11 protein-coding genes, 2 pseudogenes and 1 riboswitch are annotated in these 21683 nt (G+C 73.6%); of the genes and pseudogenes, 4 read left to right on the forward strand and 9 right to left on the reverse strand.

Features of this window, described 5'->3' with window-relative positions:
- Nucleotides 1-131 precede the first annotated feature (131 nt).
- From ABTZ03_RS37570 to ABTZ03_RS37585, 4 genes are all read right to left on the reverse strand, one after another.
- Nucleotides 132-7382: a non-ribosomal peptide synthetase gene (locus tag ABTZ03_RS37570; RefSeq protein WP_350517687.1), complete on the reverse strand. Its 7251-nt coding sequence runs from the start codon at nucleotides 7380-7382 to the stop codon at nucleotides 132-134.
- On the reverse strand, nucleotides 7379-8179 hold the full coding sequence (locus tag ABTZ03_RS37575) for a YqcI/YcgG family protein (RefSeq protein ID WP_350517688.1): 801 nt from the start codon (nucleotides 8177-8179) through the stop codon (nucleotides 7379-7381). Before ABTZ03_RS37575 ends, ABTZ03_RS37570 begins: the two co-directional genes overlap by 4 nt.
- A 168-nt stretch (nucleotides 8180-8347) precedes the next feature.
- Nucleotides 8348-9757, reverse strand: a complete 1410-nt coding sequence (locus ABTZ03_RS37580; RefSeq protein WP_350517689.1) for a cupin domain-containing protein — start codon at nucleotides 9755-9757, stop codon at nucleotides 8348-8350.
- Nucleotides 9758-10009: 252 nt separating this feature from the next.
- Complete coding sequence (locus ABTZ03_RS37585; RefSeq protein WP_350517690.1) at nucleotides 10010-11029, reverse strand: iron-siderophore ABC transporter substrate-binding protein; 1020 nt, start codon at nucleotides 11027-11029, stop codon at nucleotides 10010-10012.
- 145 nt (nucleotides 11030-11174) lie between these two features.
- Here ABTZ03_RS37585 and ABTZ03_RS37590 point away from each other — a divergent pair, with 145 nt between their 5' ends.
- From ABTZ03_RS37590 to ABTZ03_RS37605, 4 genes are read left to right on the forward strand one after another with little or no spacing between them, the layout of a single operon-like run.
- The gene (locus tag ABTZ03_RS37590) at nucleotides 11175-12191 is read left to right on the forward strand and encodes a FecCD family ABC transporter permease (RefSeq protein ID WP_502894719.1); all 1017 of its coding nucleotides are present in this window, start codon (nucleotides 11175-11177) and stop codon (nucleotides 12189-12191) included.
- Nucleotides 12188-13270 carry a FecCD family ABC transporter permease gene (locus tag ABTZ03_RS37595; protein ID WP_350517691.1) on the forward strand — a complete coding sequence of 361 codons (1083 nt, stop codon included), beginning with the start codon at nucleotides 12188-12190 and terminating at the stop codon, nucleotides 13268-13270. Before ABTZ03_RS37590 ends, ABTZ03_RS37595 begins: the two co-directional genes overlap by 4 nt.
- 54 nt (nucleotides 13271-13324) lie before the next feature.
- Complete coding sequence (locus ABTZ03_RS37600; protein ID WP_350517692.1) at nucleotides 13325-15070, forward strand: ABC transporter transmembrane domain-containing protein; 1746 nt, start codon at nucleotides 13325-13327, stop codon at nucleotides 15068-15070.
- On the forward strand, nucleotides 15067-16893 hold the full coding sequence (locus ABTZ03_RS37605; RefSeq protein ID WP_350517693.1) for an ABC transporter ATP-binding protein: 1827 nt from the start codon (nucleotides 15067-15069) through the stop codon (nucleotides 16891-16893). Before ABTZ03_RS37600 ends, ABTZ03_RS37605 begins: the two co-directional genes overlap by 4 nt.
- A gap of 69 nt (nucleotides 16894-16962) precedes the next feature.
- Here the strand turns inward: ABTZ03_RS37605 and nrdF are convergent, their stop codons facing one another.
- From nrdF to ABTZ03_RS37630, 5 genes and pseudogenes are all read right to left on the reverse strand, one after another.
- Nucleotides 16963-17985: a class 1b ribonucleoside-diphosphate reductase subunit beta gene (nrdF, locus tag ABTZ03_RS37610; RefSeq protein ID WP_350517694.1), complete on the reverse strand. Its 1023-nt coding sequence runs from the start codon at nucleotides 17983-17985 to the stop codon at nucleotides 16963-16965.
- A gap of 35 nt (nucleotides 17986-18020) precedes the next feature.
- Nucleotides 18021-20237 carry a class 1b ribonucleoside-diphosphate reductase subunit alpha gene (gene nrdE / locus ABTZ03_RS37615; RefSeq protein WP_502894721.1) on the reverse strand — a complete coding sequence of 739 codons (2217 nt, stop codon included), beginning with the start codon at nucleotides 20235-20237 and terminating at the stop codon, nucleotides 18021-18023.
- Nucleotides 20198-20626: a class Ib ribonucleoside-diphosphate reductase assembly flavoprotein NrdI gene (gene nrdI / locus ABTZ03_RS37620; protein ID WP_350517695.1), complete on the reverse strand. Its 429-nt coding sequence runs from the start codon at nucleotides 20624-20626 to the stop codon at nucleotides 20198-20200. Before nrdI ends, nrdE begins: the two co-directional genes overlap by 40 nt.
- A 175-nt stretch (nucleotides 20627-20801) precedes the next feature.
- Nucleotides 20802-21021: riboswitch (cobalamin riboswitch) on the reverse strand.
- 129 nt (nucleotides 21022-21150) lie between these two features.
- A pseudogene (locus tag ABTZ03_RS37625) lies at nucleotides 21151-21291 on the reverse strand (short-chain fatty acyl-CoA regulator family protein); the annotation flags it as partial.
- Nucleotides 21284-21565: pseudogene (locus tag ABTZ03_RS37630) on the reverse strand (5-methyltetrahydropteroyltriglutamate--homocysteine S-methyltransferase); the annotation flags it as partial. The pseudogenes ABTZ03_RS37630 and ABTZ03_RS37625, both read right to left, overlap by 8 nt.
- Between the last annotated feature and the right edge of the window lie 118 nt (nucleotides 21566-21683).

Genomic DNA, 21683 nt, shown 5'->3' on the forward strand with positions numbered 1-21683 from the left:
GAGATAAGGCGACCCTTAGTTAAGGCCTTAACATAGTGCGGACGGGCGGGCCGGGGCAAGCCCCCCGACGGACCGCCGTCCCCGCCCGGCGCACACCGGCACCGGGCGGGGACGGAGCGGGGGACGGGGAATCAGCCCTCCGCTCCGGCCAGGTCGCGCAGGCGCCGGTCCAGCCGGCGGCCGATCTCCGCGAGCGGTCCGCTACGGGTCATGTCCTTGTGCTCGCAGGTGATCCCGTGGTTCTCGACCGCCCCGTCCACGTGGGCCTTCCAGTCCCGGTGGGAGAGCCCCGGATCGATCGGGTCGACCGTCGCGGTGAAGAACAGCAGGTCCCCGTGGAACACCTGGTGCTCGACGCCCTGCTGGAGTTCGGCCGAGGAGACGAACGCCGCCATCACCCCCTGGAGCGTCTCCTCCGACAACTCCGCCAGCACACCGCCCTGTTCGGCGATGATCCGCAGCACCGCGGCCCGGTCGAGCGGGCTGCCGTCCAGGCGGTCCAGGTCGTAGTGGGACATGTAGAGCAGCGAGCGCAGGGCCTGCTGGCGGTGGTCGCGGGCCAGCTTGCGCCAGGGGTAGCGCGGATAGGAGTCGAGCATCGCCAACAGGGCCACCCGCTCGCCCTGTTGCTGCAGACGGGTCGCCATGGTGTGGGCGACGACCCCGCCGAAGGACCAGCCGACCAGGTGGTAGGGGCCCTCGGGCTGGACCTCCCGGATCCGCTCCACGTACTCGTCGGCCAGCTCCGTCAGGGAGCCGGGCACCGGCCGGCCGAGCAGGGTCCGGCTCTGCAGGCCGTAGAGCGGCCGGCGCGGGTCCAGGTGCGGGCGCAGGCCGGCGAACGGCCAGCTCAGCCCGGAAGCGGGGTGGACGCAGAACAGCGGCTCCAGCCCGCCCTCCGTGCGCAGCGGGAGCAGCACGTCGAGGGCCTCCCGGCTGCCGGGGCCGGTAACGGACTCGGGCGCGCGGTCCGCCCGGCTGTCCAGGTGCCGGGCGAGCTGGGCGATGGTGGGGCGGGTGAACAGGTCGAGCACCGGCACGTCCCACCCCAGCCGGGCCCGCAGCCCGGTCTGCACCCGGGCGAGCAGCAGCGAATGGCCCCCGAGGTCGAAGAAGTTGGCGTCGGCGCCGATCCGGTCCCGGCCCAGCGCCTCGGTCCAGACCTCGGCGATCAGTCGCTCGGTGCCCTCGGCCGGGGCTCGCTCGTCCACCGCGCCGGGGGCGTCGTCACGGTCCGCCCGCAGCGCCTGGTCGGCCAGCGCCCTGCGGTCCACCTTGCCGGAGCTCATCAGGGGCAGCGCCGCCACCACCCGCACCTCGCGGGGCACCAGGTACTCCGGCAGCACCGTCCGCATCCAGTCGCGCAGTTCGGCCGGTTCCGGGCGTGCCCGGGTGCGGTCCGGCGTGCACCAGGCCGCCAGGCGGTCCCCGCCCGGTCCGCCGTTCAGCACCAGCACCAGCACCACCGCCTGGCGGACCGCGGGGTGCCGGTTCAGGACCGACTCGATCTCCTCCAGTTCGACCCGTACCCCGTGGATCTTCACCTGGTTGTCGGCCCGGCCGAGGAACTCGATGTCGCCGTCGGCGCGGTAGCGGGCGAGGTCCCCGCTGCGGTAGAGCCTGGCACCGGGTTCGCCGGAGAGCGGGTCGGCCACGAAGGCGGCGGCGGTGCGGCGCGGGTCGTTGAGGTAGCCCCGCCCCAACGGGACGCCGCCCAGGTAGAGTTCGCCCGCGACGCCGACCGGCACCGGGCGCATCGACGGGTCCAGGACGTAGGCCCGGGTGTTGGGGTTGGGGCGGCCGATCGTGATGCCCCGTTCCGCGGCGCCCCGGTACACCTGGCAGGTGACCCCGATGGTGGTCTCGGCCGGCCCGTAGCCGTGGTACATGGTGGCCGAGCCGAGCCGGTGACGGAACCGTTCGAAGAGCTCGGGCGTGAGGACCTCGCCGCCGCACCACAGGTGCTTGAGCGAGGCGGCGGCGCGGCCGACGTCGGGGCGTTCCAGCATGATGTCGAGGATCGAGGACACCAGGTAGACGAAGGCGACCCGTTCCCGCTCGATCAGTTCCAGCAGGTGCGCCACGTCGCCTTCCCGGCCGGCCCCGGCCACCACCAGCGGGGCCCCGGCGGCCCACGGCAGGAAGATCTCGTTGACCGAGATGTCGAAGGTCAGCGGCGCCTTGTGCAGCACCGGGTCATCGGCGGTCAGGCCGAGCAGCCCGATCTGCCAGGGCAGGCGGTTGCTGATCGCCCGGTGGCGGATCATCGCGCCCTTCGGCGTGCCGGTGGAACCGGAGGTGTAGATGACGTACGCGAGGCCCTCCGGGTCGATGGGGAGCCCGGGGTCGTGGTCCGGCAGGTCGGCGAACCAGCCGCCGGAGCGGTGCCCGGCCAGGTCGAGTTCGACGGCGGCCGGGCCGTCGGGCAGCGCGGCCGCTCCGCCGGGGGTGGTCAGCACCGCGGTGAGGCGGGCGTCGGAGGCGATCCCGGCGATCCGGGCCTGCGGCCAGCCCGGGTCCAGGGGGACGAACGCCCCCCCGGCCTTCTGGACGGCGAGCAGGGCGATGACGAGTTCCGCGGAGCGCGGCAGGTGGATTCCGACGGTCCGCTCCGGACCGACGCCGAGGGCGGTCAGCCGGTGCGCCAGCCGGTTGGCCAGCCGGTTGACCTGTCCGTACGTCAGCCGGTGGCCGTCCGCGACGAGGGCGGGCCGGTCGGGGGCGGCGCGGACCCGGTCCTCGAACATCTCCGGGAAGCTGCGCGGGTCGACCGGTGCGTCGGTGGCGTTCCAGTCCCTGACGATGCGCCGGTGCTCGGCCTCGGACAGCACCTCCAGCGTGGAGATCCGGCGGTCCGGCGCGTCCACGGCCTGGCGCAGCACCCGGACCAGCCGTTCGACCAGGACGCGTGCGCCCGGCTCGTCGAACAGGTCGAGCGCGTACTCCAGGAACCCGTCGATCCCGTCGCCCTCCGGCCGGTCGGCCAGCGACAGGGTGAGGTCGAACTTGGCCGAGCCGTTGTGCGGGCGCAGGGCGGTCACCTCCAGGCCCGGAAGGCGGACCGGGCGGCGGCCGGAGCCGTAGGAGAGCATCACCTGGAACAGCGGGTGCCGCGACGGCGAGCGGACCGGGCGCAGCTGCTCCACCAGGCGCTCGAACGGCATCTCCTGGTGGTCGAAGTCGGCCAGGTCCCCTCTCCGGACCCGGGACAGGAGTTCGCGGAAGGTCGGGTCGCCGGAGGTGTCGGTGCGCAGCACCAGGGTGTTGGCGAACAGGCCGACCAGGTCGTCCAGTGCGCCCTCGTGGCGGCCGGCCACCGGGCAGCCGAGCGGGATGTCCGTTCCGGCGCCGAGGCGGGTGAGCAGGGCGGCGAGGCCCGCTTGCAGGGCCATGAACGCGGTGGCTCCGCTGTGGCGGGCCAGCGCCCGCAGGCCGCGGTGGAGTTCCGCGTCCAGGTGCACCGGGACGGTGGCGCCGCGGTGGCCGGACACCGCGGGCCGCGGCCGGTCGGTGGGCAGTTCGAGGTGGTCCGGGAGATCCGCCAGCCGTTCTTCCCAGTAGGCGAGTTGACTGCGGAACAGCGGGCCGTCACCGGCCAGCAACTCGGTCTGCCAGAGCGCGTAGTCGCTGTACTGCACCGGCAGCGGGGCCAGTTCGGGGGCGGCGCCACCCAGCCTGGCGCCGTAGGCGGCCGCCAGGTCGCGGGCGAGCGGGTCCTGGGACCAGTCGTCCCCGGCGGTGTGGTGGAGCAGCAGGACCAGCACGTGCTCGGCCTCGCCGGTGCGCAGCAGCCGCGCGCGCAGCGGGAGTTCACCGGCGAGGTCGAAGGCGTGCCGGGTGGCCGCGGCCAGGTCGGCGCTCCGGTGCCCGGACCGGGCCGGCACCAGGTCGAGTTCGACCTCCGCCTGCTCGACCGGGAGCACCCGGGCCGCCGGCTCGTCGCCGTCGGCGACCAGCAGGGTGCGCAGGCTCTCGTGCCGGGCGGCCAGGTCGTTCAGCGCCAGCCGCAGTGCGGGCACGTCGAGCGGGCCGGTGAGCCGCAGGGCCAGCGGGATGGTGTAGGTGGGGCTCGGCCCCTCCATCCGGTGCAGGAACCAGAGGCCGCGCTGGGCGTAGGAGAGCGGGATCCGGGTGGGGCGGGGACGGCCGGTCAGCCGGGGCCGTTCGGCGGCGGCGCGGTCCAGCCGGGCGGCCAGGGCGGCCGGGGTCGGGGCCTCGAACAGGTCCCGTACGCCGACGGCCGCGCCGAGCGTCTCGCGGATGCGGCCGGCCATCCGGGTGGCCAGCAGCGAGTGTCCGCCGAGGGCGAAGAAGTCGTCCTCCGGGCCGACCCGGTCGGCGCCCAGGAGGTCGGCGAAGAGTTCGCAGAGCACCTGCTCGCGCGGGCCCCTGGCGGCGCGGCCGTCGGCCGCGCCGCTGGTCGCCGGGTCCGGGAGTGCGGCGCGGTCCAGTTTGCCGTTGACGGTCAGCGGCAGGGCGTCGAGCACCACCACGGCGGTGGGGCGCAGGTGCTCGGGCAGCACGGCGCCGGCGTGCCGGCGCAGGTCGGCCGGTTCCAGTCGTTCGCCGCGGCGCGGTACCACGTAGGCGACCAGGCGTACGTCACCGCCGTCGTCCCTGGCCAGCACGGCGGCCTCGCGCACGGCGGGGTGCCCGGACAGGGCGGTCACGACCTCGCCGGGCTCGATCCGGAAGCCGCGGACCTTGATCTGGTCGTCGGAGCGGCCGAGGTACTCCAGCCGGCCCTCGGCGTCGCGCCGGGCCAGGTCCCCGCTGCGGTACATCCGCGAGCCCGGCGGCCCGTACGGGTCGGGCAGGAACCGTTCGGCGGTCAGCGCGGGGCGGCCCAGGTAGCCGCGGGCGAGCCCGGGCCCGGCCACGTGGATCTCGCCGACCTCGCCGGGGGGTACCGGGCGCAGGGCGGCGTCCAGCAGGCGGACCCGCAGGTCGGGCAGGGGCGCCCCGATCAGTCCGGTGGCGCCGGGCTCGGCGTCCGCCCGGGTGAGCGGGCGGACGGTGACGTGGACGGTGGTCTCGGTGATGCCGTACATGTTGGTGATCCGCGGCGCGGTGTCGTCGTGCCGCCGGTACCACTCGCGCAGCGCCGCCGGGCGCAGCGCCTCACCGCCCAGGACCACGTGCCGCAGTGCCGGCAGGCCGCCGGGTTCCGCGCGTTCGCGGTCGGCGTGGACGAGCTGCTCGAAGGCCGACGGAGTGAGGTTGAGCACCGTGACGGCCTCGCGGACCAGCAGGTCGAGGAACTCCTCCGGGGAGCGGCTGACGGTGTAGGGGACGACGACCAGTCGGCCGCCGTGCAGCAGGGCGCCGAAGAGCTCCCAGACGGAGAAGTCGAAGGCGTAGGAGTGGAAGAGCGTCCAGGTGTCGGCGGGCCCGAAGTCGAAGGCGGCGGCGGTGGTGCGCAGCAGGCGGACCACGTTGCGGTGTTCGAGGACGACGCCCTTCGGCTCCCCGGTCGAGCCGGAGGTGTGCAGCACGTAGGCGCAGTCCGTGTCCGCCGCGCCCTCGACGGCGGGTGCCGTGGCCGGCCTCCGGGCCAGGTCGGCCGTGGTCGCGGGGGCGTCGAGGACCAGGAGCGGCACCCGGTCGTCGGCGGCGGCGCCGCCCGGGTGGCCGCTCTCGTGGTCGCGGTCGGTGATCAGCAGCACCGGGCGGGCGGCCCGGAGCACGGCTCGGGTACGGGCGGCCGGCTGGTACGGGTCGACCGGGAGGTACCCCGCGCCCGCGCTCAGCACGGCGAGCACCGCCACCACCAGATCGGCCGAGCGCGGCAGTGCCAGGGCGACCAACTGGCCGCGTCCGGCGCCGTGTTCGCGCAGCAGGGCGGCGAGCCGGGCGACGCGTTCGGCCAGCTCGCGGTAGGTCAGCCGCTGTTCTCCCGCCACCAGGGCGACGGCCTCGGGGCGGGCCGCGGCCTGGGCGCGGAACAGCTCGGGGACGGTCGGACCGGGGTGTTGGGGGGCGCGTTCCCGTTCGCCTGCGGCGAGTTCGGGCACCGCGGCCCGCTCGTGCTCGGCGAAGACGTCCAGTTCGCCGATCGGGCGCTCGGGCCGGGCGGTGAAGGCGGCCAGGAATCCGAGCAGCCGGGCGTGCTGACGGGCGAGCGCCGCCCCGGTGTGGAGGGCCGGGTTGCCGTCGAGGTCCAGCGTGGTGGCCAGGCCGTCCGGGTCGTCCCGGAAGCTGACGGCGAGGTCCTCGATCGGGCCCGGTGAGAGCGGGTGCACCTCGGCCCGCAGCCCGGCGAAGTCCAGCGCGGGGCGGCTGAGGCCGACGTTGACCAGCGGGCCGGTGAGCCGGTCGGTGACGGCCAGGTGCAGTTCACGCCGTAGTTCCTCGCCCCGCAGCCGGGCGTGCGGGCGGGCCTCGCGCAGCCGGCGGGACACCTGGGCGACCAGTTCGGCGGCGCTGGTGCGGGGTGTGACGGTGAGCGGGAGCGGCAGCACGTTGACGGTGTGGGCGGGCACCCTGGCCGCGACGGAGCCGAACCGCCCTGCGTACGGAAGCCCGAGGGTGATGTCCGTACGCCCGGTGGCCCGGTGCAGGTAGCCGGCGACGGCCGCGAGCTGGACCTCTGCGCGGGTGACCCGCAGCGGGCGGCAGACGGCGGCCAGGGACTGCTGGGTCTCGGGGGGCAGGACGCCGCGGACCTGCACCAGCGGCTCGCCGGGCGGGGCGCTGCCGACCGCCGTGGTGAGCGGGGCGGGCAGGCCGGCCAGCCGCTCGCGCCAGTAGGCGCGGTCGCGGTCGGGCTGCGCGGAGCGGCGGTACTCGTCCTCCTCGGCGAGGAGGTCGGCGAGCGGGGCGAAGCGGGCGGGCGGCTGCTCCCCGTCCGCCGGGGCGGAGTAGAGCTCGGCGAGGCGTCGCTGGAGCAGGCCGAAGCCGTACGCGTCCAGGGCTATGTGGTGGCACTTCAGGTACCAGAGGTGGCGGTCGACGGCCAGTCGGAGCTGGGCGGTGCCGAACAGCGGTCCGGTGCCGGGGTCGAGCGGTCGCCGCAGGTCGGCACGCATCCAGGCGCGCGCGGCGGCGCGCGGGTCCGGCGCGGCGGACAGGTCGATCACGTCCGGTTCCGGCCGCCCTTCGGCGGGGGCCGCCGGCAGCGCGACCGGCAGCGCGTCGGGGCCCGACTCCGCGTAGCGCAGCCAGAGCGTCTCGGCCTCGACGAGGGTCTGCCGCAGGGCGGCGGCGAACCGGTCCACGTCGAGCGGGCCGACGAGGTCGACGTACTCGGCGCACAGGTACGCGGCGCTGCCGGGATCGCGCTGCTGGGCGTACCAGATGCCGGCCTGGGCGCCGGTGAGCGATCGCGGCTCCGCGGCTGGCGGGGCGGCGGGGGCGCCGGGGGCGTGGTCGGTCTGGCTCATCGGTCGCTCTCCGGGCCTCGGTCGTCGGTGGAGGGTTCGTGGCGGGCCCGGAAGGGGCAGGAGGGCACGGTGCCGCCGGGGGTGTCGGGCAGGAAGTACTGCCGCCACTCCCGGTTGCCCTCCTCCCCGTGGTTGCCGAGTTCCGGGGCGGGTTCGATGCCGTCGAAGCGGCGGATCCGGTTGCGGATGACGCTCCGGGCCCGGGCGCCCCGCGGGGTGTCGGGTTCCAGTCCTTCGAAGACCCAGCGGGGTTGGAAGGTGATCATGAAGCCGGGGGCGTGCCGGCTGTGCCGGGTCACGTGGGCCGGGGTGTTGCAGACCACGAAGATCTGGGTGCCGGCGAAGCTGAACTCCCACCACAGCGATTCGGGGTCGGCGGGCACCTCGGCCGGCCAGGGCTGGGCGTCCTTCTCGTGCAGGAACTGGAGCACGGACCAGAAGCGCTCGAAGTAGGCGTCCAGGGAGAGCAGCCGGTCGTCGGGGCGGAAGAGCACGACCAGCGAGGTGTCCTTGCCCAACTCCCGGTAGCAGTCGAGGTAGTCGAGCAGGATGTCGACCAGCGGGCCCCAGGTGCCGTCGTCGTGCACGCTCTCCAGGTAGCCGAACCGCAGGGCCTGCTTCTTGGCGGCGGACACCGCGAAGGTGCAGGGGAAGGGCCGATCGGCGGCGAGCAGGGTCTCCAGCAGGCCTCTCGCGACAGGAGGCCCCCATTCCGGGGTGCTGCCGATGGTGCAGGCGGCCAGGGCCTGTGCGCTGAGGGGGCCGACGGGGTCGCCGGATGGGTCGAGGGGGGTCACGGCGGGAACTCCATCCCGGGACGCCCGGGCACACGACGGCGCCCGGGGTCCTCGTTCGGTGTAGGACGGCAGGGCGACATGCGCGGGGCGCGGCCGGATCCGCGCGGCACGGCGTGGGCCGGCCCGGGACGGCGCGGGTCCCGGGCCGACGGAGGGGTGGTCCGGCGGTCAGAACTGCCGGTACATCTCCTCGGGGATGATCGGCTGGTGGTAGGTGCACTCACCGGAGAGCACGGTCGAGCCGTGCAGGCGGGACACCGGGATCAGCACCTTGTCCCCCTCGCCGAACGCGATCTTGTGGGTGACGTTGTTCCAGAAGTGCATCTGGCCGCGCTCGACCATCACCAGCCGGTGCTCGTTGTGCACATGGGTCGTGGAGGTCTCCTCGTGGCTCTCCACGAAGGTGTCGAGGTCCACCTCGATCCCGCTGTCGTCGATGTGACGGCTGATCCGCTCGGCCTTCTCCCGGTGCAGTTCGATGCTGTCGGCCCAGGCGAGCTGGTCGGCCAGGTCCGTGTCCCAGAGGGCGGCGAACCAGCGGGCGTCCGAGAAACCGCGGTGGAAGCGGTGGACCGCCTCCGGGCCGTGGAGCGCGGTCAGCGGGGTCAGCAGGCTGTCGAGCCGGGCGTCGAGCCGGTCCGCCGACAGTGGGTCGAGGGCGTCGAACAGGTCGGTGCGCAGGCCGAGTCCGTCCTCCAGGACGGCTGCGAAGCGAGCCCCGTCCGCCGCCTCGTCGATCTGCTGGTGCAGCAGGGCGCCGAGGAACTCGGGGTACTTCTCCCGGTCACCGGACAGGTGGTGCAGCAGGTTGCCGCGCCCCAGCGAGGTGCCGAGGTAGAGCTGCCAGTAGGCGGCGGCGCCGGGCCGCAGTCCGGCGGCCTCCAGCAGTGTCCGGTAACGCCCTTGCGCGTCGGCCCAGTTGCGGTACTGATCGAGCAGTTGGACGCGGGCACCGGGGTGCGCCTCGTCGTACTCCCCCAGGGCGGCCCGGCCGACCGCGGCGCGGGCCGCGGGCAGGAAGGCGCTCAGCTGGAGCAGCAGGAAGGTCGCGGAGGCCTTCCGGTCCTTGGTGGCACCGGCCACCGCCAGCGCCCTTCCGGGCTGCGCCACCCGACTCTCGTGGTAGTCGCGGATCTCCCGGCGCAGGACCTCCGGGTCGGCGCTGTCGAGCGGCTTGTACTCGCCGTCCAGCAGGGTGAACAGGTGGCGTTCGAGGATGGGCCCGGCCAGCGCGCCGAGCACGCGGTTCCGCGCGCCGTAGAAGGCCGCGCCGTCGTCGACGGCGGCCGGGCCGGGCACCGGCGGGAGGTAGAGCAGGCCGGTGTCGTACACGTTGCGCAGCATCCGGTGGCCGAGCAGCGCGCTCAGCTTCAGCGACTTGGCCGCCGGCATCGGCTTCCCGTAGTCGAGCCAGTCGAGGTCGTCCGGGCGGACCGGGCGCCGGTACGGATTCTCCTCCGTGGTCAGCTCCTCCCATTCGGCGGCCCGGAAGGCGGAGTTGGCGGCGAACGCCTTCACCGTGCTGTTCGGGTCGCTCGGATCGAGCTCGGGGAGAAGGTCGGCAAGGTCCAGGGGCATGGGGTTCCTCCGGCGGGCAACGGGGCGGGAGAGTTCGAGTCCGGGCAGCGGGCGTACCGCCGTCGACCGGGGACTTAGGTAAGCCTTGCCTTGGTTTGAGGACTCGTCAAGTGTTCCCTGCTGGATCACCCGTTCCATTTCCGGCCATTCGACGCGCCCCCCGGAAACGCCTCGACGGACCGCGCCCCGGAAACAGGGCACGGTCCGTCGACGAAGCACCGGAACCACGGCCGCCGGAGGGCGGCCGAAGGATCAGTGCAAAGACTTGGCAAGGGCCGGCAGGATCTGGTCGGCCGACCACGGGATGCTCAGCACACTCGGCGCGCTGCTGGCCTGGGCCAGCGTGCGGTTCACCGGCAGGTAGGCGCCGGAGGTGACCGCGGGCAGGCCCTTGAAGACCGGGTTCGACTCCAGCTGCTGCTGGTTCTCCGGAGTGCCGTACCAGACCAGCAGTGCCTGCGAGGTGAGCGAACCCAGGTGCTCCATGCTGAGCGCGTTCGAGAAGCTGTTCAGCTTGGGCGCACTGCTCACCACCGGGTCGAGGGTCAGCCCCACCTGCTCCAGCACCTTGGTGCGCGCGTCGGTGTAGAGCACCATCCGGCCGTTGCTCGGCTGCGGGTAGGCGTAGACGAAGCTCTTGCCCTTCAGCTGCGGGTACTTGGCGGCGTCCTGGGCGAGGCTCTGGTCGACCGCGGCGATCGCCTGGGTCGCCTCCTTGCCGCGGCCGAGGGCCTTGCCGATCAGCTCGGTCTGCTCCTGCCACGGCGTCCCGTAGGTGGTGCGGCCCTTCAGGTACCCCACGGTGGGGGCGATCTTCGACAGCTTGTCGTAGTCCGCCGATGTCATCCCGGACTGGACGGCGAGGATCAGGTCGGGCCGCAGGGCGGCGATCTTCTCGATCGGGTAGCCGTCCGTGGTGTCCAGCACCTGGGGCCTGGCGTCCCCGAGCGCCTGCTCGGCCCAGGGGCCGACCCCGTTCTTGAAGCTGTCCTCGGTCTTGACGATCGCCACCGGCTTGACCCCCAGGGCCAGCGCCGCGTCCTGGTCGGACCACCCGAGGGCCACCACCCGCTGAGGGGCCTTGGGTATGGTGGCGCTGCCGAACTGGGTCTCGACGGTGACCGGGAAGGCGCCCGGATCGGCCTGCCCGGCCGCCGTGGCGTCCCCTCCGCCCTTGGTCGCGCCACTGCCGCAGCCGACCAGGACCAGGGCCAACAGGCCGCCTGCGACGGCTCCCAGGGATCTGCGGAGGATCCGGCTGTCACGATTCATGGCATAGCCCTCTCTTCGTTCGTCGGCTCGTGCCACGATGGCCTGGCCCGTTTATTGCCGAAGCGGTAAGGGTAGGCTAGCCTAACTCTCCGTGCTACGGACCACTTCCCCCCCAAAAACCACCGTTGCCAAGCCCGTTGACCCGGTGAGGGTCGGGCGCAGCCGCTCCACCGCGGCCCGGTTCGCGGCCCTGGCCGGCTGTGCGGCCGTCCTCGCCCTGACCGTCCTGCTCTCGCTCGCCGTGGGGGCCAAGTCCATCCCCCTGCACACCGCCTTCGACGCGGTCTTCCACTTCACCGGCGGGCAGGACCAGTTGGTGGTGCGGCACGAACGACTGCCGCGGACCGAGCTCGGCCTGGTGGTCGGCGCCGCGCTCGGCCTCGCCGGGGCGCTGATGCAGGCCCTGACCCGCAACCCGCTGGCCGACCCCGGCCTGCTCGGGGTCAACTCCGGTGCCTCGGCGGCCGTCGCCGTCGGCATCGGGTTCGTCGGCCTGCGCTCCCCGCTCGGCTACGTCTGGTTCGCCTTCGCCGGCGCGGCCGCGGTCTCCGTCCTGGTCTACCTGCTCGGCTCGATCGGCCGTTCCGGGGCCACCCCGGTCCGGCTGGCCCTGGCCGGCACCGCCGTCACCGCCGCGCTCACCGCCTTCACCTCGGCGATCCTGCTCCTGCGGCCCGCCACCTTCGACCAGTTCCGCTACTGGAACGTCGGTTCGGTCGTGGGGCGCAGCACCGACCTCGTGGTCCAGCTGCTGCCGTTCATCGCCGCGGGCGCCGTGCTCGCGCTGGCCCTCGGCCGGCCGCTGAACGCCCTCGCCCTCGGGGAGGAGGCCGGCCGCGCGCTCGGCGCGCACCCGACCCGTACCCGGCTGCTCGCCATGGCCGCGATCACCCTGCTGTGCGGGGCGGCCACCGCCGCGGTGGGGCCGATCGGGTTCGTCGGACTGGTCGTCCCCCACCTGGCCCGCTTCCTCACCGGCCCGGACCAGCGCTGGGTGCTGCCCTTCTCCGCGGTGCTGGCGCCGATCCTGCTGATCGGCGCCGACGTGCTGGGCCGCGTGGTGACCCGGCCCAACGAGGTCGAAGTGGGCCTGGTCACCGCCTTCCTGGGCGCACCGGTGTTCATCGCCCTGGCCCGCGGCGGAAAGGTGGCCCGGCTGTGAACCTCCTCCAGGCCCCGCCGCTGCGCCCGGTCCGGCCCGCGGTCAGGCCCGCCTTCCGGGTGCTGCGCCTCGGCGCGTGGTTCTCCGTCCGAATACGCCCACGCGCGGTGCTGGTGTCCCTCGCTCTGCTGGCCGCGATCCTCACGGTCGCGGTGGTCACCCTCACCACCGGCGACTACCGGATACCGGTCCCCGACGTGGTCCGGGCCCTGCTCGGCGGCGGTGACCCCGGCACCCGGTTCGTCGTCGACTCGCTGCGCCTGCCCCGGCTGGCCACCGGCATCCTGGTCGGCCTCGCCCTCGGCGCCTCCGGAGCCGTCTTCCAGGGCGTCACCCGCAACCCGCTGGGCAGCCCGGACGTGATCGGCTTCGGCACCGGCGCCGCCTCGGGCGCGGTCGCCGTCCTGGTGCTCGCCCACGGGGGCCCCGGCGAGGTCGCGCTGGGCGCGCTGGCCGGCGGACTGACCGTCGCCACGGCCGTCTACCTGCTGGCCCTGCGCGGCCGCGGCATCCAGGGCTTCCGGCTGGTCCTGATCGGCATCGGCGTCACCGGCATGCTCACCGCCTTCAACCAGTGGATGCTCACCCGCGCCTCGCTCAACGACGCGCTGACCGCGCAGATCTGGCTCACCGGCAGCCTCAACAGCCGCGGCTGGCAGCAGGCCGGCCCGCTGGCCCTGGCCCTGCTGCTCCTGCTGCCGCCGCTGCTCCTGCTCGGCCCCCGGGCCGACCAGTTGGAGCTGGGGGACGACTCGGCGCACACCCTCGGCCTGCGGGTGGAACGGACCCGGCTGACCCTGATGGCGCTCGCCGTCGGACTGGTCGCCTCGGCCACCGCCGCGGCCGGCCCGATCGGCTTCGTGGCGCTGGCCGCCCCGCAGATCTCCCGCCGGCTGACCCGGTCCCCCGGCGCCGGCTTCGGACCCGCCGCGCTCACCGGCGCCCTGCTGGTCCCGCTCGGCGACCTCGCCGCCCAGCACGTGCTGAGCAGCGAACTGCCCGTCGGGGTGGCGACCGGCGCGCTCGGCGGCGTCTACCTGGCCTTCCTGCTGGCCGCGCAGTGGCGGTCCTCCCGCTGACCCCGCGGCTCCAACCGGACCACCGAACACGAACGGACGAGGGGAGTGGGCCCCGTGCCCCAGGACGAACAGAACGAGGCGTCCGCCGACGCCTTGGGGCCCGGCTACCGGGCCACCGAACGCGACGTACGGCGCTGGGTCTTCGACCGCCAGCGCCGGTGGATCGCCGGGGCGATGGTCTTCACCGCCCTCCACCAGACGGCCGAGGCGGCGGTGCCGGTCATGGTCGGCGCCGTGGTCGACCACGCGATCGACGGCGGCGGACCGGCCGACCTGCTGCGCTGGATCGCCCTGCTGGCGCTGCTGTTCCTGGCGCTCAGCACCGCGATGCGACTGGCGGGACGGTGCAACCGGCACGCCAGCCAGGACGCCGCGCACGAGCTCCGGGTGGCGGCGGTGACCCGGATCCTGGACCCGCGCGGCTTCGCCGCCCAGGCCGGCAGCTCCGGCACCCTGCTGAGCACCGCGACCGCCGACGCGCTGCGGATCGGCCTCGGCAACCGGGCCTGGGCGATCGGGGCCGGCGCCGCCGCCGCCCTGGCGTTCGGCGCGACGGCACTGCTGCTGACCTCCGTGCAGCTCGGCCTGGTGGTCCTGGTCGGCCTGGTGCCGCTGCTCGCCGCGACCCGGCTGCTGGCCGCGCCGCTCACCGCCCGGAGCAGCGCCGAACAGGCCGAGGTGGCCCGGGCCACCGGGACCGCCGCCGACCTGGTCCGCGGGCTGCGGGTGGTCAAGGGCCTGGGCGCCGAGGAGGCCGCGCTGCGCAGGTACCGGGTGGCCAGCGGCTCGTCCCTGGCGGCCACCGTGCGCGCGGCCCGCTGGGAGGCCGGCTACCAGGGCCTCACCCTGCTGCTCAACGGCTGCTTCCTCACCGTGGTGGCCTGGTCCGGGGCCCGACTGGCCGTCGACGGGTCCATCTCGGTGGGCGAGTTCGTCGCCTCGGTCGGGCTGGCGCAGTTCCTGGTCGGCCCCAGCACCCGGTTCGGCATGGCGATGGGCCTGCGGGCCAAGGCCCGGGGCTCCGCCGCCCGGATGGCCGCGCTGCTGGCCGAACCCTACGCGGTGGCCGGCGGACCGCGCACCGCGGCCGGACGGCCGGACGGCGCACTGGTCCTCGCGGGCCTCGGCGCCGGGCCGCTGCGCCACCTCGACCTCACCGTCCGGCCCGGCACGACCGTGGGGGTGGTGACCCCCGACCCGGCCGTCGCCGCCGCCCTCCTCGACGTCCTGGCGCTCCGTCGGCCGGCCGAACGCGGGCAGGTCGAACTCGACGGCGTCCCGCTGGCAGAACTGAGCCTGGCCGAGGCCCGCCGGGTGCTGCTCGTCGCCGACCACGAGGCCGACCTCTTCGACCTCACCGTCGCCGAGAACGTCCGCGGTCCGCTCGACGCGCCCGCCGATCCGGCACTGGTCGCCCGGGCGATGTCCGCGGCCGACGCCGACCAGGTGCTCTCGGTGCTCCCGGACGGCGGGCGGAGCCGGATCGGCGAACGCGGCCGGATCCTCTCCGGCGGCCAGCGCCAACGGGTCGCCCTGGCCCGGGCCCTGGCCGCCGACCCGGCGGTGCTGGTGCTGCACGAACCGACCACCGCCGTCGACGCCGCCACCGAGGCCGACATCGCCGACGGACTGCGCGCGATGCGGGCCGACCGCACCACCCTCCTGGTGACCACCAGCCCGATCCTGCTCCAGACCTGCGACCGGGTGGTGTTCCTGGACGACGGCGTACCGACCGCGACCGGGACGCACCGCGAGCTGACGATCGACCAACCCTCCTACCGTACGGCGGTGATGGCATGACCCAGGTCTCGGACGAGCGCCTGGAGCGGACGGCCCCGGCGCCGCCCCCCGAGCTGCTCCCCACCGCCACGGCCGCCCAGACCCGGGCCGAGGTCCTCGCCCGGGTGCTGCGCCGCCCCTGGCAGTCGGCGGCCGCGCTGCTCCTGGTGGTGGCCGGGGTGCTGGCCGGACTGGTGGTGCCGCGCGCCCTGGGGCACCTCGTCGACGTGGTCGTGGCGGGCGGCCACCAAACCTCCGCCGTCACCGGACCGGTGGTGCTGATCGGCGCGGCCTGCCTCGCCCAGGCCCTGTTCGCCGGCTGGGGCGCGGCGCTGGTGGCCCGCCGCGGTGAGGAGGTGCTGGCCGGGCTGCGGGAGAGCGCGCTGGGCAGCGCGCTCAACACCGGGCTGGCCCGGCTGGAGCGTTCCGGCAGCGGCGACCTGGTGGCCCGGGTCAGCGGGGACGTCACCGTCCTGGGCGAGGCCGTGCGCACCCTGGTGCCGCAGCTCATCGGCGCGCTGCTGGAGATCGGCCTGACCCTGGTCGCCCTGCTGCTGCTGGACTGGCGGCTCGCCCTGGCCGCCCTGACCGCCGTCCCGTTGCAGGTGTACGCCGTGCGCTGGCTGCGCCGCCGCTCCGGACCGGTCCGGCGCCAGGAGCGGATCGCCCAGGGCGAGCAGGCGCAGCAGATCCTCGAATCGGTGAACGGCGCGCACACCGTCCGGGCGTTCGGTCTCGGCCCCCGGCAGCTGGCGGAGGTCGAGCGGCGCTCCGCCGCCGCCCGCGACCTCGCGCTGCGCTCGACCCACATCGGGACCCGGTTCTTCGGGAAGCTCAACGGCGCTGAACTCACCGGCCTGACCGGCCTGTTGGCCGTCGGCTTCGTACTGGTCCGGGCCGACGCGATCGCCGTCGGCACCGCCAGCGCCGCCGCGCTCTACTTCCTGCGGCTGTTCGATCCGATCAACGGCCTGCTGTCGACGGTCGACGAGGTGCAGTCGGCCTCGGCGGCGGCCGACCGGGTGGTCGGGCTGGCCCTGCTGCCGCGGAGCGGGGCACCGGAACCGACCGCGCCCCGGCGGCCCGGCTCCGCCGCGGGCCCGCGGAAGGCGGCGGCCGTTGAACTGCACGGGGTGGGTCACGCCTACCTCCCGGGCCACCGGGTGCTGCACGGGGTGGACCTGAGCCTGGCCCCCGGCGAGCGGGTGGCTGTGGTCGGCACCACCGGGGCCGGCAAGAGCACCCTGGCCCGGCTGGTCGCGGGGGTCCACCCGCCCTCGGCCGGACGGATACTGATCGACGGCCGCCCGGTCGAGGAACTGACCGACGGCCGGATCCGGCGGATGGTGGCCCTGGTCAACCAGGAGACCCACGTGTTCGCCGGAACGCTGGCCGAGGACCTCCGGCTCGCCCGGCCCGAGGCCGACGACGAGGAACTGCGCGCCGCGCTCGGGACGGTCGACGCCTGGGACTGGGCCGCCGCCCTGCCGCAGGGGCTCGCGACCGAGGTGGGACAGGGCGGCACCCGGCTCACCCCGATCCAGGCCCAGCAGCTGGCCCTCGCCCGGCTGGTGCTCGCCGACCCGCCGGTGGCGGTCCTGGACGAGGCCACGGCGGAGGCGGGCAGCGCGGGGTCGCGTGCCCTGGAGGCCGCAGCCGAGCGGGCCCTGGCGGGTCGCACCTCGCTCGTGGTCGCGCACCGGCTGACCCAGGCGGTGCGCGCCGACCGGATCCTGGTGCTGGAGGACGGACGACTCGTCGAACAGGGGGACCACGAGCAGCTGGTGGCCGCCGGCGGGCGGTACGCGCGGCTCTGGGCGGCCTGGAGCGGGGCCCGGGACTGACCGGACCGGCGACGCCCGCCGACCGGCCACAGCCGGTCGGCGGGCGTCGCCGCTACCCTCCCGGCCTGTTCAGAAGGCCCAGTCGTCGTCGGAGGTGTCCTCGGCCTTGCCCATCACGTAGGAGGAGCCGGAGCCGGAGAAGAAGTCGTGGTTCTCGTCCGCGCCGGGCGAGAGCGCGGCCAGGATCTCCGGGTTGACGGCCGTCCGGTCGGCGCCGAAGCGGGCGGGGTAGCCGAGGTTCATCAGGGCCTTGTCGGCGTTGTAGCGCACGAACACGGCGACGTCGTCCATCAGGCCGAGCGGCCGGTACAGCTCGCCGGAGTAACGCAGCTCCAACTCGTAGAGTTCGTCGAGGAGTTCGTCCGTGAAGCGGCGCATCCCGGCCTGTTCGGCGGCGGAGCGCCGCTCCAGGCCGCGCTGGTACTTGTAGCCGGAGTAGTACCCGTGCACCGCCTTGTCGCGCAGGATCAGGCGCACCATGTCGGCGGTGTTGGTGAGCAGCGCGTGGGTGGAGAAGTGCAGCGGCAGGTAGAAGCCGGCGTAGAGCAGCAGCGAGGAGAGCAGGGTCGAGGCGACCTTGCGCTTGAGCGGGTCGTCGCCGTAGTAGTGCGCGAGGACGGCCTTGCAGCGCTGCTGGAGGACGTCGTTGTCGACCGCCCAGCGGTAGGCGTCGTCGATCTCCGGGGTGGTGGCGAGGGTGGAGAACACGGACGAGTAGCTGCGGGCGTGCACGGACTGCATGAAGGCGATGTTGGTGTAGACCGCCTCCTCGTGCTCGGTGCGGGCGTCCTGGATCTGGACGATCTCGCCGACCGTGGCCTGCACGGTGTCGAGCATCGTCAGACCGGTGAACACCCGCATGGTCAGGGTGCGTTCCTCGGCGCTGAGGCGCTGCTGCCAGGCGGCGAGGTCGCCGGAGAGGGGGACCTTCTCCGGCAGCCAGAAGTTGGCGGTGAGGCGGTTCCACACCTCCAGGTCCTTCTCGTCGGTTACGCGGTTCCAGTTGACCGGGCGCAGCCGGGCGCCGGGGTCGTGGCGGTAGGAGGGGGGTGTGACCGAGGGCGTGGCCGGCCGGGTGGGGGTGGTCGTCATGGCGGGTGCTTCCGTGGGGTCGGTGGCGGGCTGGGTCACAGGGTGCAGGACAGGCAGTTCTCGATCTCGGTGCCCGCCAGGGCCTCCTGGCGGAGCCGGATGTAGTAGAGGGTCTTGATGCCCTTGCGCCAGGCGTGGATCTGCGCCTTGTTGAGGTCCCGGGTGGTGGCGGTGTCGCGGAAGAACAGCGTGCAGCTGAGGCCCTGGTCGACGTGCTGGGTGGCGGCCGCGTAGGTGTCGATGATCTTCTCGTAGCCGATCTCGTACGCGTCCTGGAAGTACTCCTGGTTGTCGTCGTCCATACCCGGGGCCGGGAAGTACACGCGTCCGAGCTTTCCCTCCTTGCGGATCTCCACCTTGGCGGCGACGGGGTGGATGGAGGCGGTGGCGTCGTTGATGTAGCTGATGGACCCGGTGGGCGGCACGGCCTGGAGGTACTGGTTGTAGATGCCGTGCTCCATGACGGCGGCCCGGAGTTCGCGCCAGTCCTCGACGGTGGGGAGGTGGACGCCCGCCTCCCGGAAGAGCGTGCGGACCCGCTCGGTGGCCGGCTCCCACGCGCGCTCGGTGTACTTGTCGAAGTAACTGCCGTCGGCGTAGGCGGACTCCTCGAAGCCCTCGAAGGCGGTGCCGCGCTCGGCGGCGATCCTCCGGGAGGCGCTGAGGGCGTGGTAGGCGACGGTGCGGAAGTAGGCGTCGGTGAAGTCGACGCCCTCGGCGCTGCCGTAGTGGACGCGCTGCGAGGCGAGGTAGCCGTGCAGGTTCATCTGGCCCAGGCCGATGGCGTGGGAGGCGGCGTTGCCGCGGGCGACCGAGGGGACGGCGTCGATGTTCGACTGGTCGGAGACGGAGGTGAGGCCGCGCACCGCGGTCTCGACCGTCCCGCCGAAGTCCGGCGAGGCCATGGCGGCGGCGATGTTCAGGGATCCGAGGTTGCAGGAGATGTCGCGGCCGACCGTGGTGTAGCCCAGGGCCGCGTCGTACTCGCTCGCCGTGTTGACCTGGAGGATCTCCGAGCACAGGTTGGACATGTTGATCCAGCCGGGGATCGGGTTGGCCCGGTTGACGGTGTCCTCGAAGAGCAGGTACGGGTAGCCGGACTCGAACTGGAGCTCCGCGACGGTCTTGAAGAACTCGCGGGCGCTGATGGTGGTCTTGCGGATGCGCGGGTTGGCGACCAGCTCCCGGTAGTGGTCGCTGACGGACAGGTCGGACAGCGGCTTGCCGTACTCCCGTTCCACGTCGTAGGGCGAGAACAGGTGCATGGACTCGTTGCGCTTGGCGAGTTCGAAGGTGATGTCGGGAACGACCACGCCCAGGGAGAGGCTCTTGATCCTGACCTTCTCGTCCGCGTTCTCCCGCTTGGTGTCGAGGAAGCGCAGGATGTCCGGGTGGTGGGCGTGCAGGTAGACGGCTCCCGCGCCCTGGCGGGCACCGAGCTGGTTGGCGTAGGAGAAGGAGTCCTCCAGGAGCTTCATCACCGGGACGACGCCGGAGGACTGGTTCTCGATCTTCTTGATCGGCGCGCCCTGCTCCCGCAGGTTGGTCAGCAGCAGGGCGACCCCGCCGCCCCGCTTGGACAGCTGGAGGGCGGAGTTGATGCCGCGTCCGATCGACTCCAGGTTGTCCTCGACCCTGAGCAGGAAGCAGGAGACGAGCTCGCCGCGCTGGGCCTTGCCGGCGTTCAGGAACGTGGGGGTGGCCGGCTGGAAGCGGCCGGTCATCATCTCGTCGACCAGTCCCGCGGCGAGTGCTTCGTCCCCCGCTCCGAGGTACAGGGCGGTGGCGACCACGCGGTCCTCGTAGCGCTCCAGGTACCGGGTGCCGTCGAAGGTCCTGAGCGTGTAGGAGGTGTAGTACTTGAACGCGCCGAGGAAGGTGCGGAAGCGGTGCCGGTGGGCGTAGGCCTGCCGGTAGAGGCCCTTGACGAACTCCCAGGGGTAGCGGCGGATGGGGGCCTCCTCGTAGTAGTCGTTCTCCACGAGGTAGGCGATCTTCTCCTCCAGGGTCGGGAAGACCACCGTGTTGGGGTTGACGTGCTGGAGGAAGTACTGACGGACGGCTTCGCGGTCCTTGGCGAACTGGATCCGGCCGTCGCAGTCGTACATGTTCAGCATGGCGTTGAGCGCGTGGTAGTCCTTGCGCGTGCCGACCGACTCCCTGGGGTCGGCGGGGGCAGCCGGGGCGGGGGCGGCCGGGGCGGGGGCGGCGGTCATGCCGCGGTCCTCGGTGTCGACGAGTGTCGTGTCCAAAACGTCCGGAGTCCTTCCCTCACGGCACGGACGTCGTGTTCCGTGCCCAACAGTTCGAATCGGTACAGCTCGGGTACGCCGCACTTGGCCGAGATCACCCGGCCGGCCAGGCAGTAGTCCGCGCCGAAGTTGGTGTTGCCGGAGGCGATCACCCCGCGCAGCAGGGCGCGGTTCGCCGGGTCGTTCAGGAAGCGGGCCACCTGTCTGGGGACGGCTCCGGCGCGCTCGCCACCGCCGTAGGTGGGCACGATCAGCACATAGGGCCCGGTGATCCGCGGCATCGGCTCGCGGTGCGGGGACAGCGGGATGCGGACGGCGGGCAGTCCCAGCCGTTCCACGAAACGCTTGGTGTTCTCCGAGACGCTGGAGAAATACACGAGACCACTCACCGGTCCGCCGCCTCCTCTGGGCTCGCTCCCTTTCGGGCTCCGGGGCGGGGAGGGCGGCAGCGCGCAGCGGCGTCTCCGTGGCGATGCGCCGAAGAACAGGGGCGCACCGGACCGGAGGGCCCGTACGACGGCCACGCGGCCCTCCCTCGGGGCCTCGGAGCGCGCACGCCGCCATCCGGCGCGCGCACCGGTGGCAGGTCTTCGGACTCGCGGGCCCGCCCTCCGATCGGAGGGCACCTACTGGCCGTCGCTTCCCGGACCCGGCTCGGGTCCAGTGCGTATGACGGCGGTCGTTCCCGCTCACCGCTGCGGGGCAGTCCCGGACTTCCACCGGGTTCCCTCTTGCCTCACCGAGTGCACGGGGCGCCCGGTGAACCACCAGCACCGCAACACTACATCTAGATCCGATGCGACACGCGCATCCCAGATGTTGTGCCTCAGGGGGAACTTAGGTATACCTAAGTCAGCGAGTCCGCAGCGCTCGGCCCGGCGGGCCGAGCCCGTGCCCGGCTGCCGCAAAGGCCCTACCCGTTCTCCTGCGGGCCTGCGTCGAGGCCCTCGCCGAGGACTGGGTACGGCACCAGGGAGCGGCGGTCGGGGTCGACCAGCAGGCGGTCGCCCGCCGGGGGTCTGGCGCGCTGGGCGCAGTCGCACCGTTCGCAGCAGGGTGACGGCCTCCTCGGTGCTCGGGATGCGCGGGGAGTGGATGTCCCACACACCCGGGCCGACCTCGCGCGGGTAGCCTGCCCCGGCCAGCTCCCCGGCGACCTCCATGTGCGAACGGGTCGCCTCCAGCGAGATGACGTCCGCGTCGAGCTCGTCGATCGCGGTCATGATCGCGCCGAACTCGGCGTAGCACATGTGGGTGTGGATCTGGGTGTCCGCCCGGACCCCGGAGGTGGCGAGCCGGAAGGACTCGGTCGCCCAGTCCAGGTTGGCCGGGCCGTGCGGTGGGGTCGCAGCCTTAGGGCGTCCGCCAGTAGGTCATCGGATGCGGGGTGTGCGAGGCCGGGTGTTCCAGCGGTAGAGGGACCAGGCGCGGCGGATCAGGCAGCGG

It is taken from the genome of Kitasatospora sp. NPDC096077 (assembly GCF_040303245.1).
Taxonomy (GTDB): domain Bacteria; phylum Actinomycetota; class Actinomycetes; order Streptomycetales; family Streptomycetaceae; genus Kitasatospora.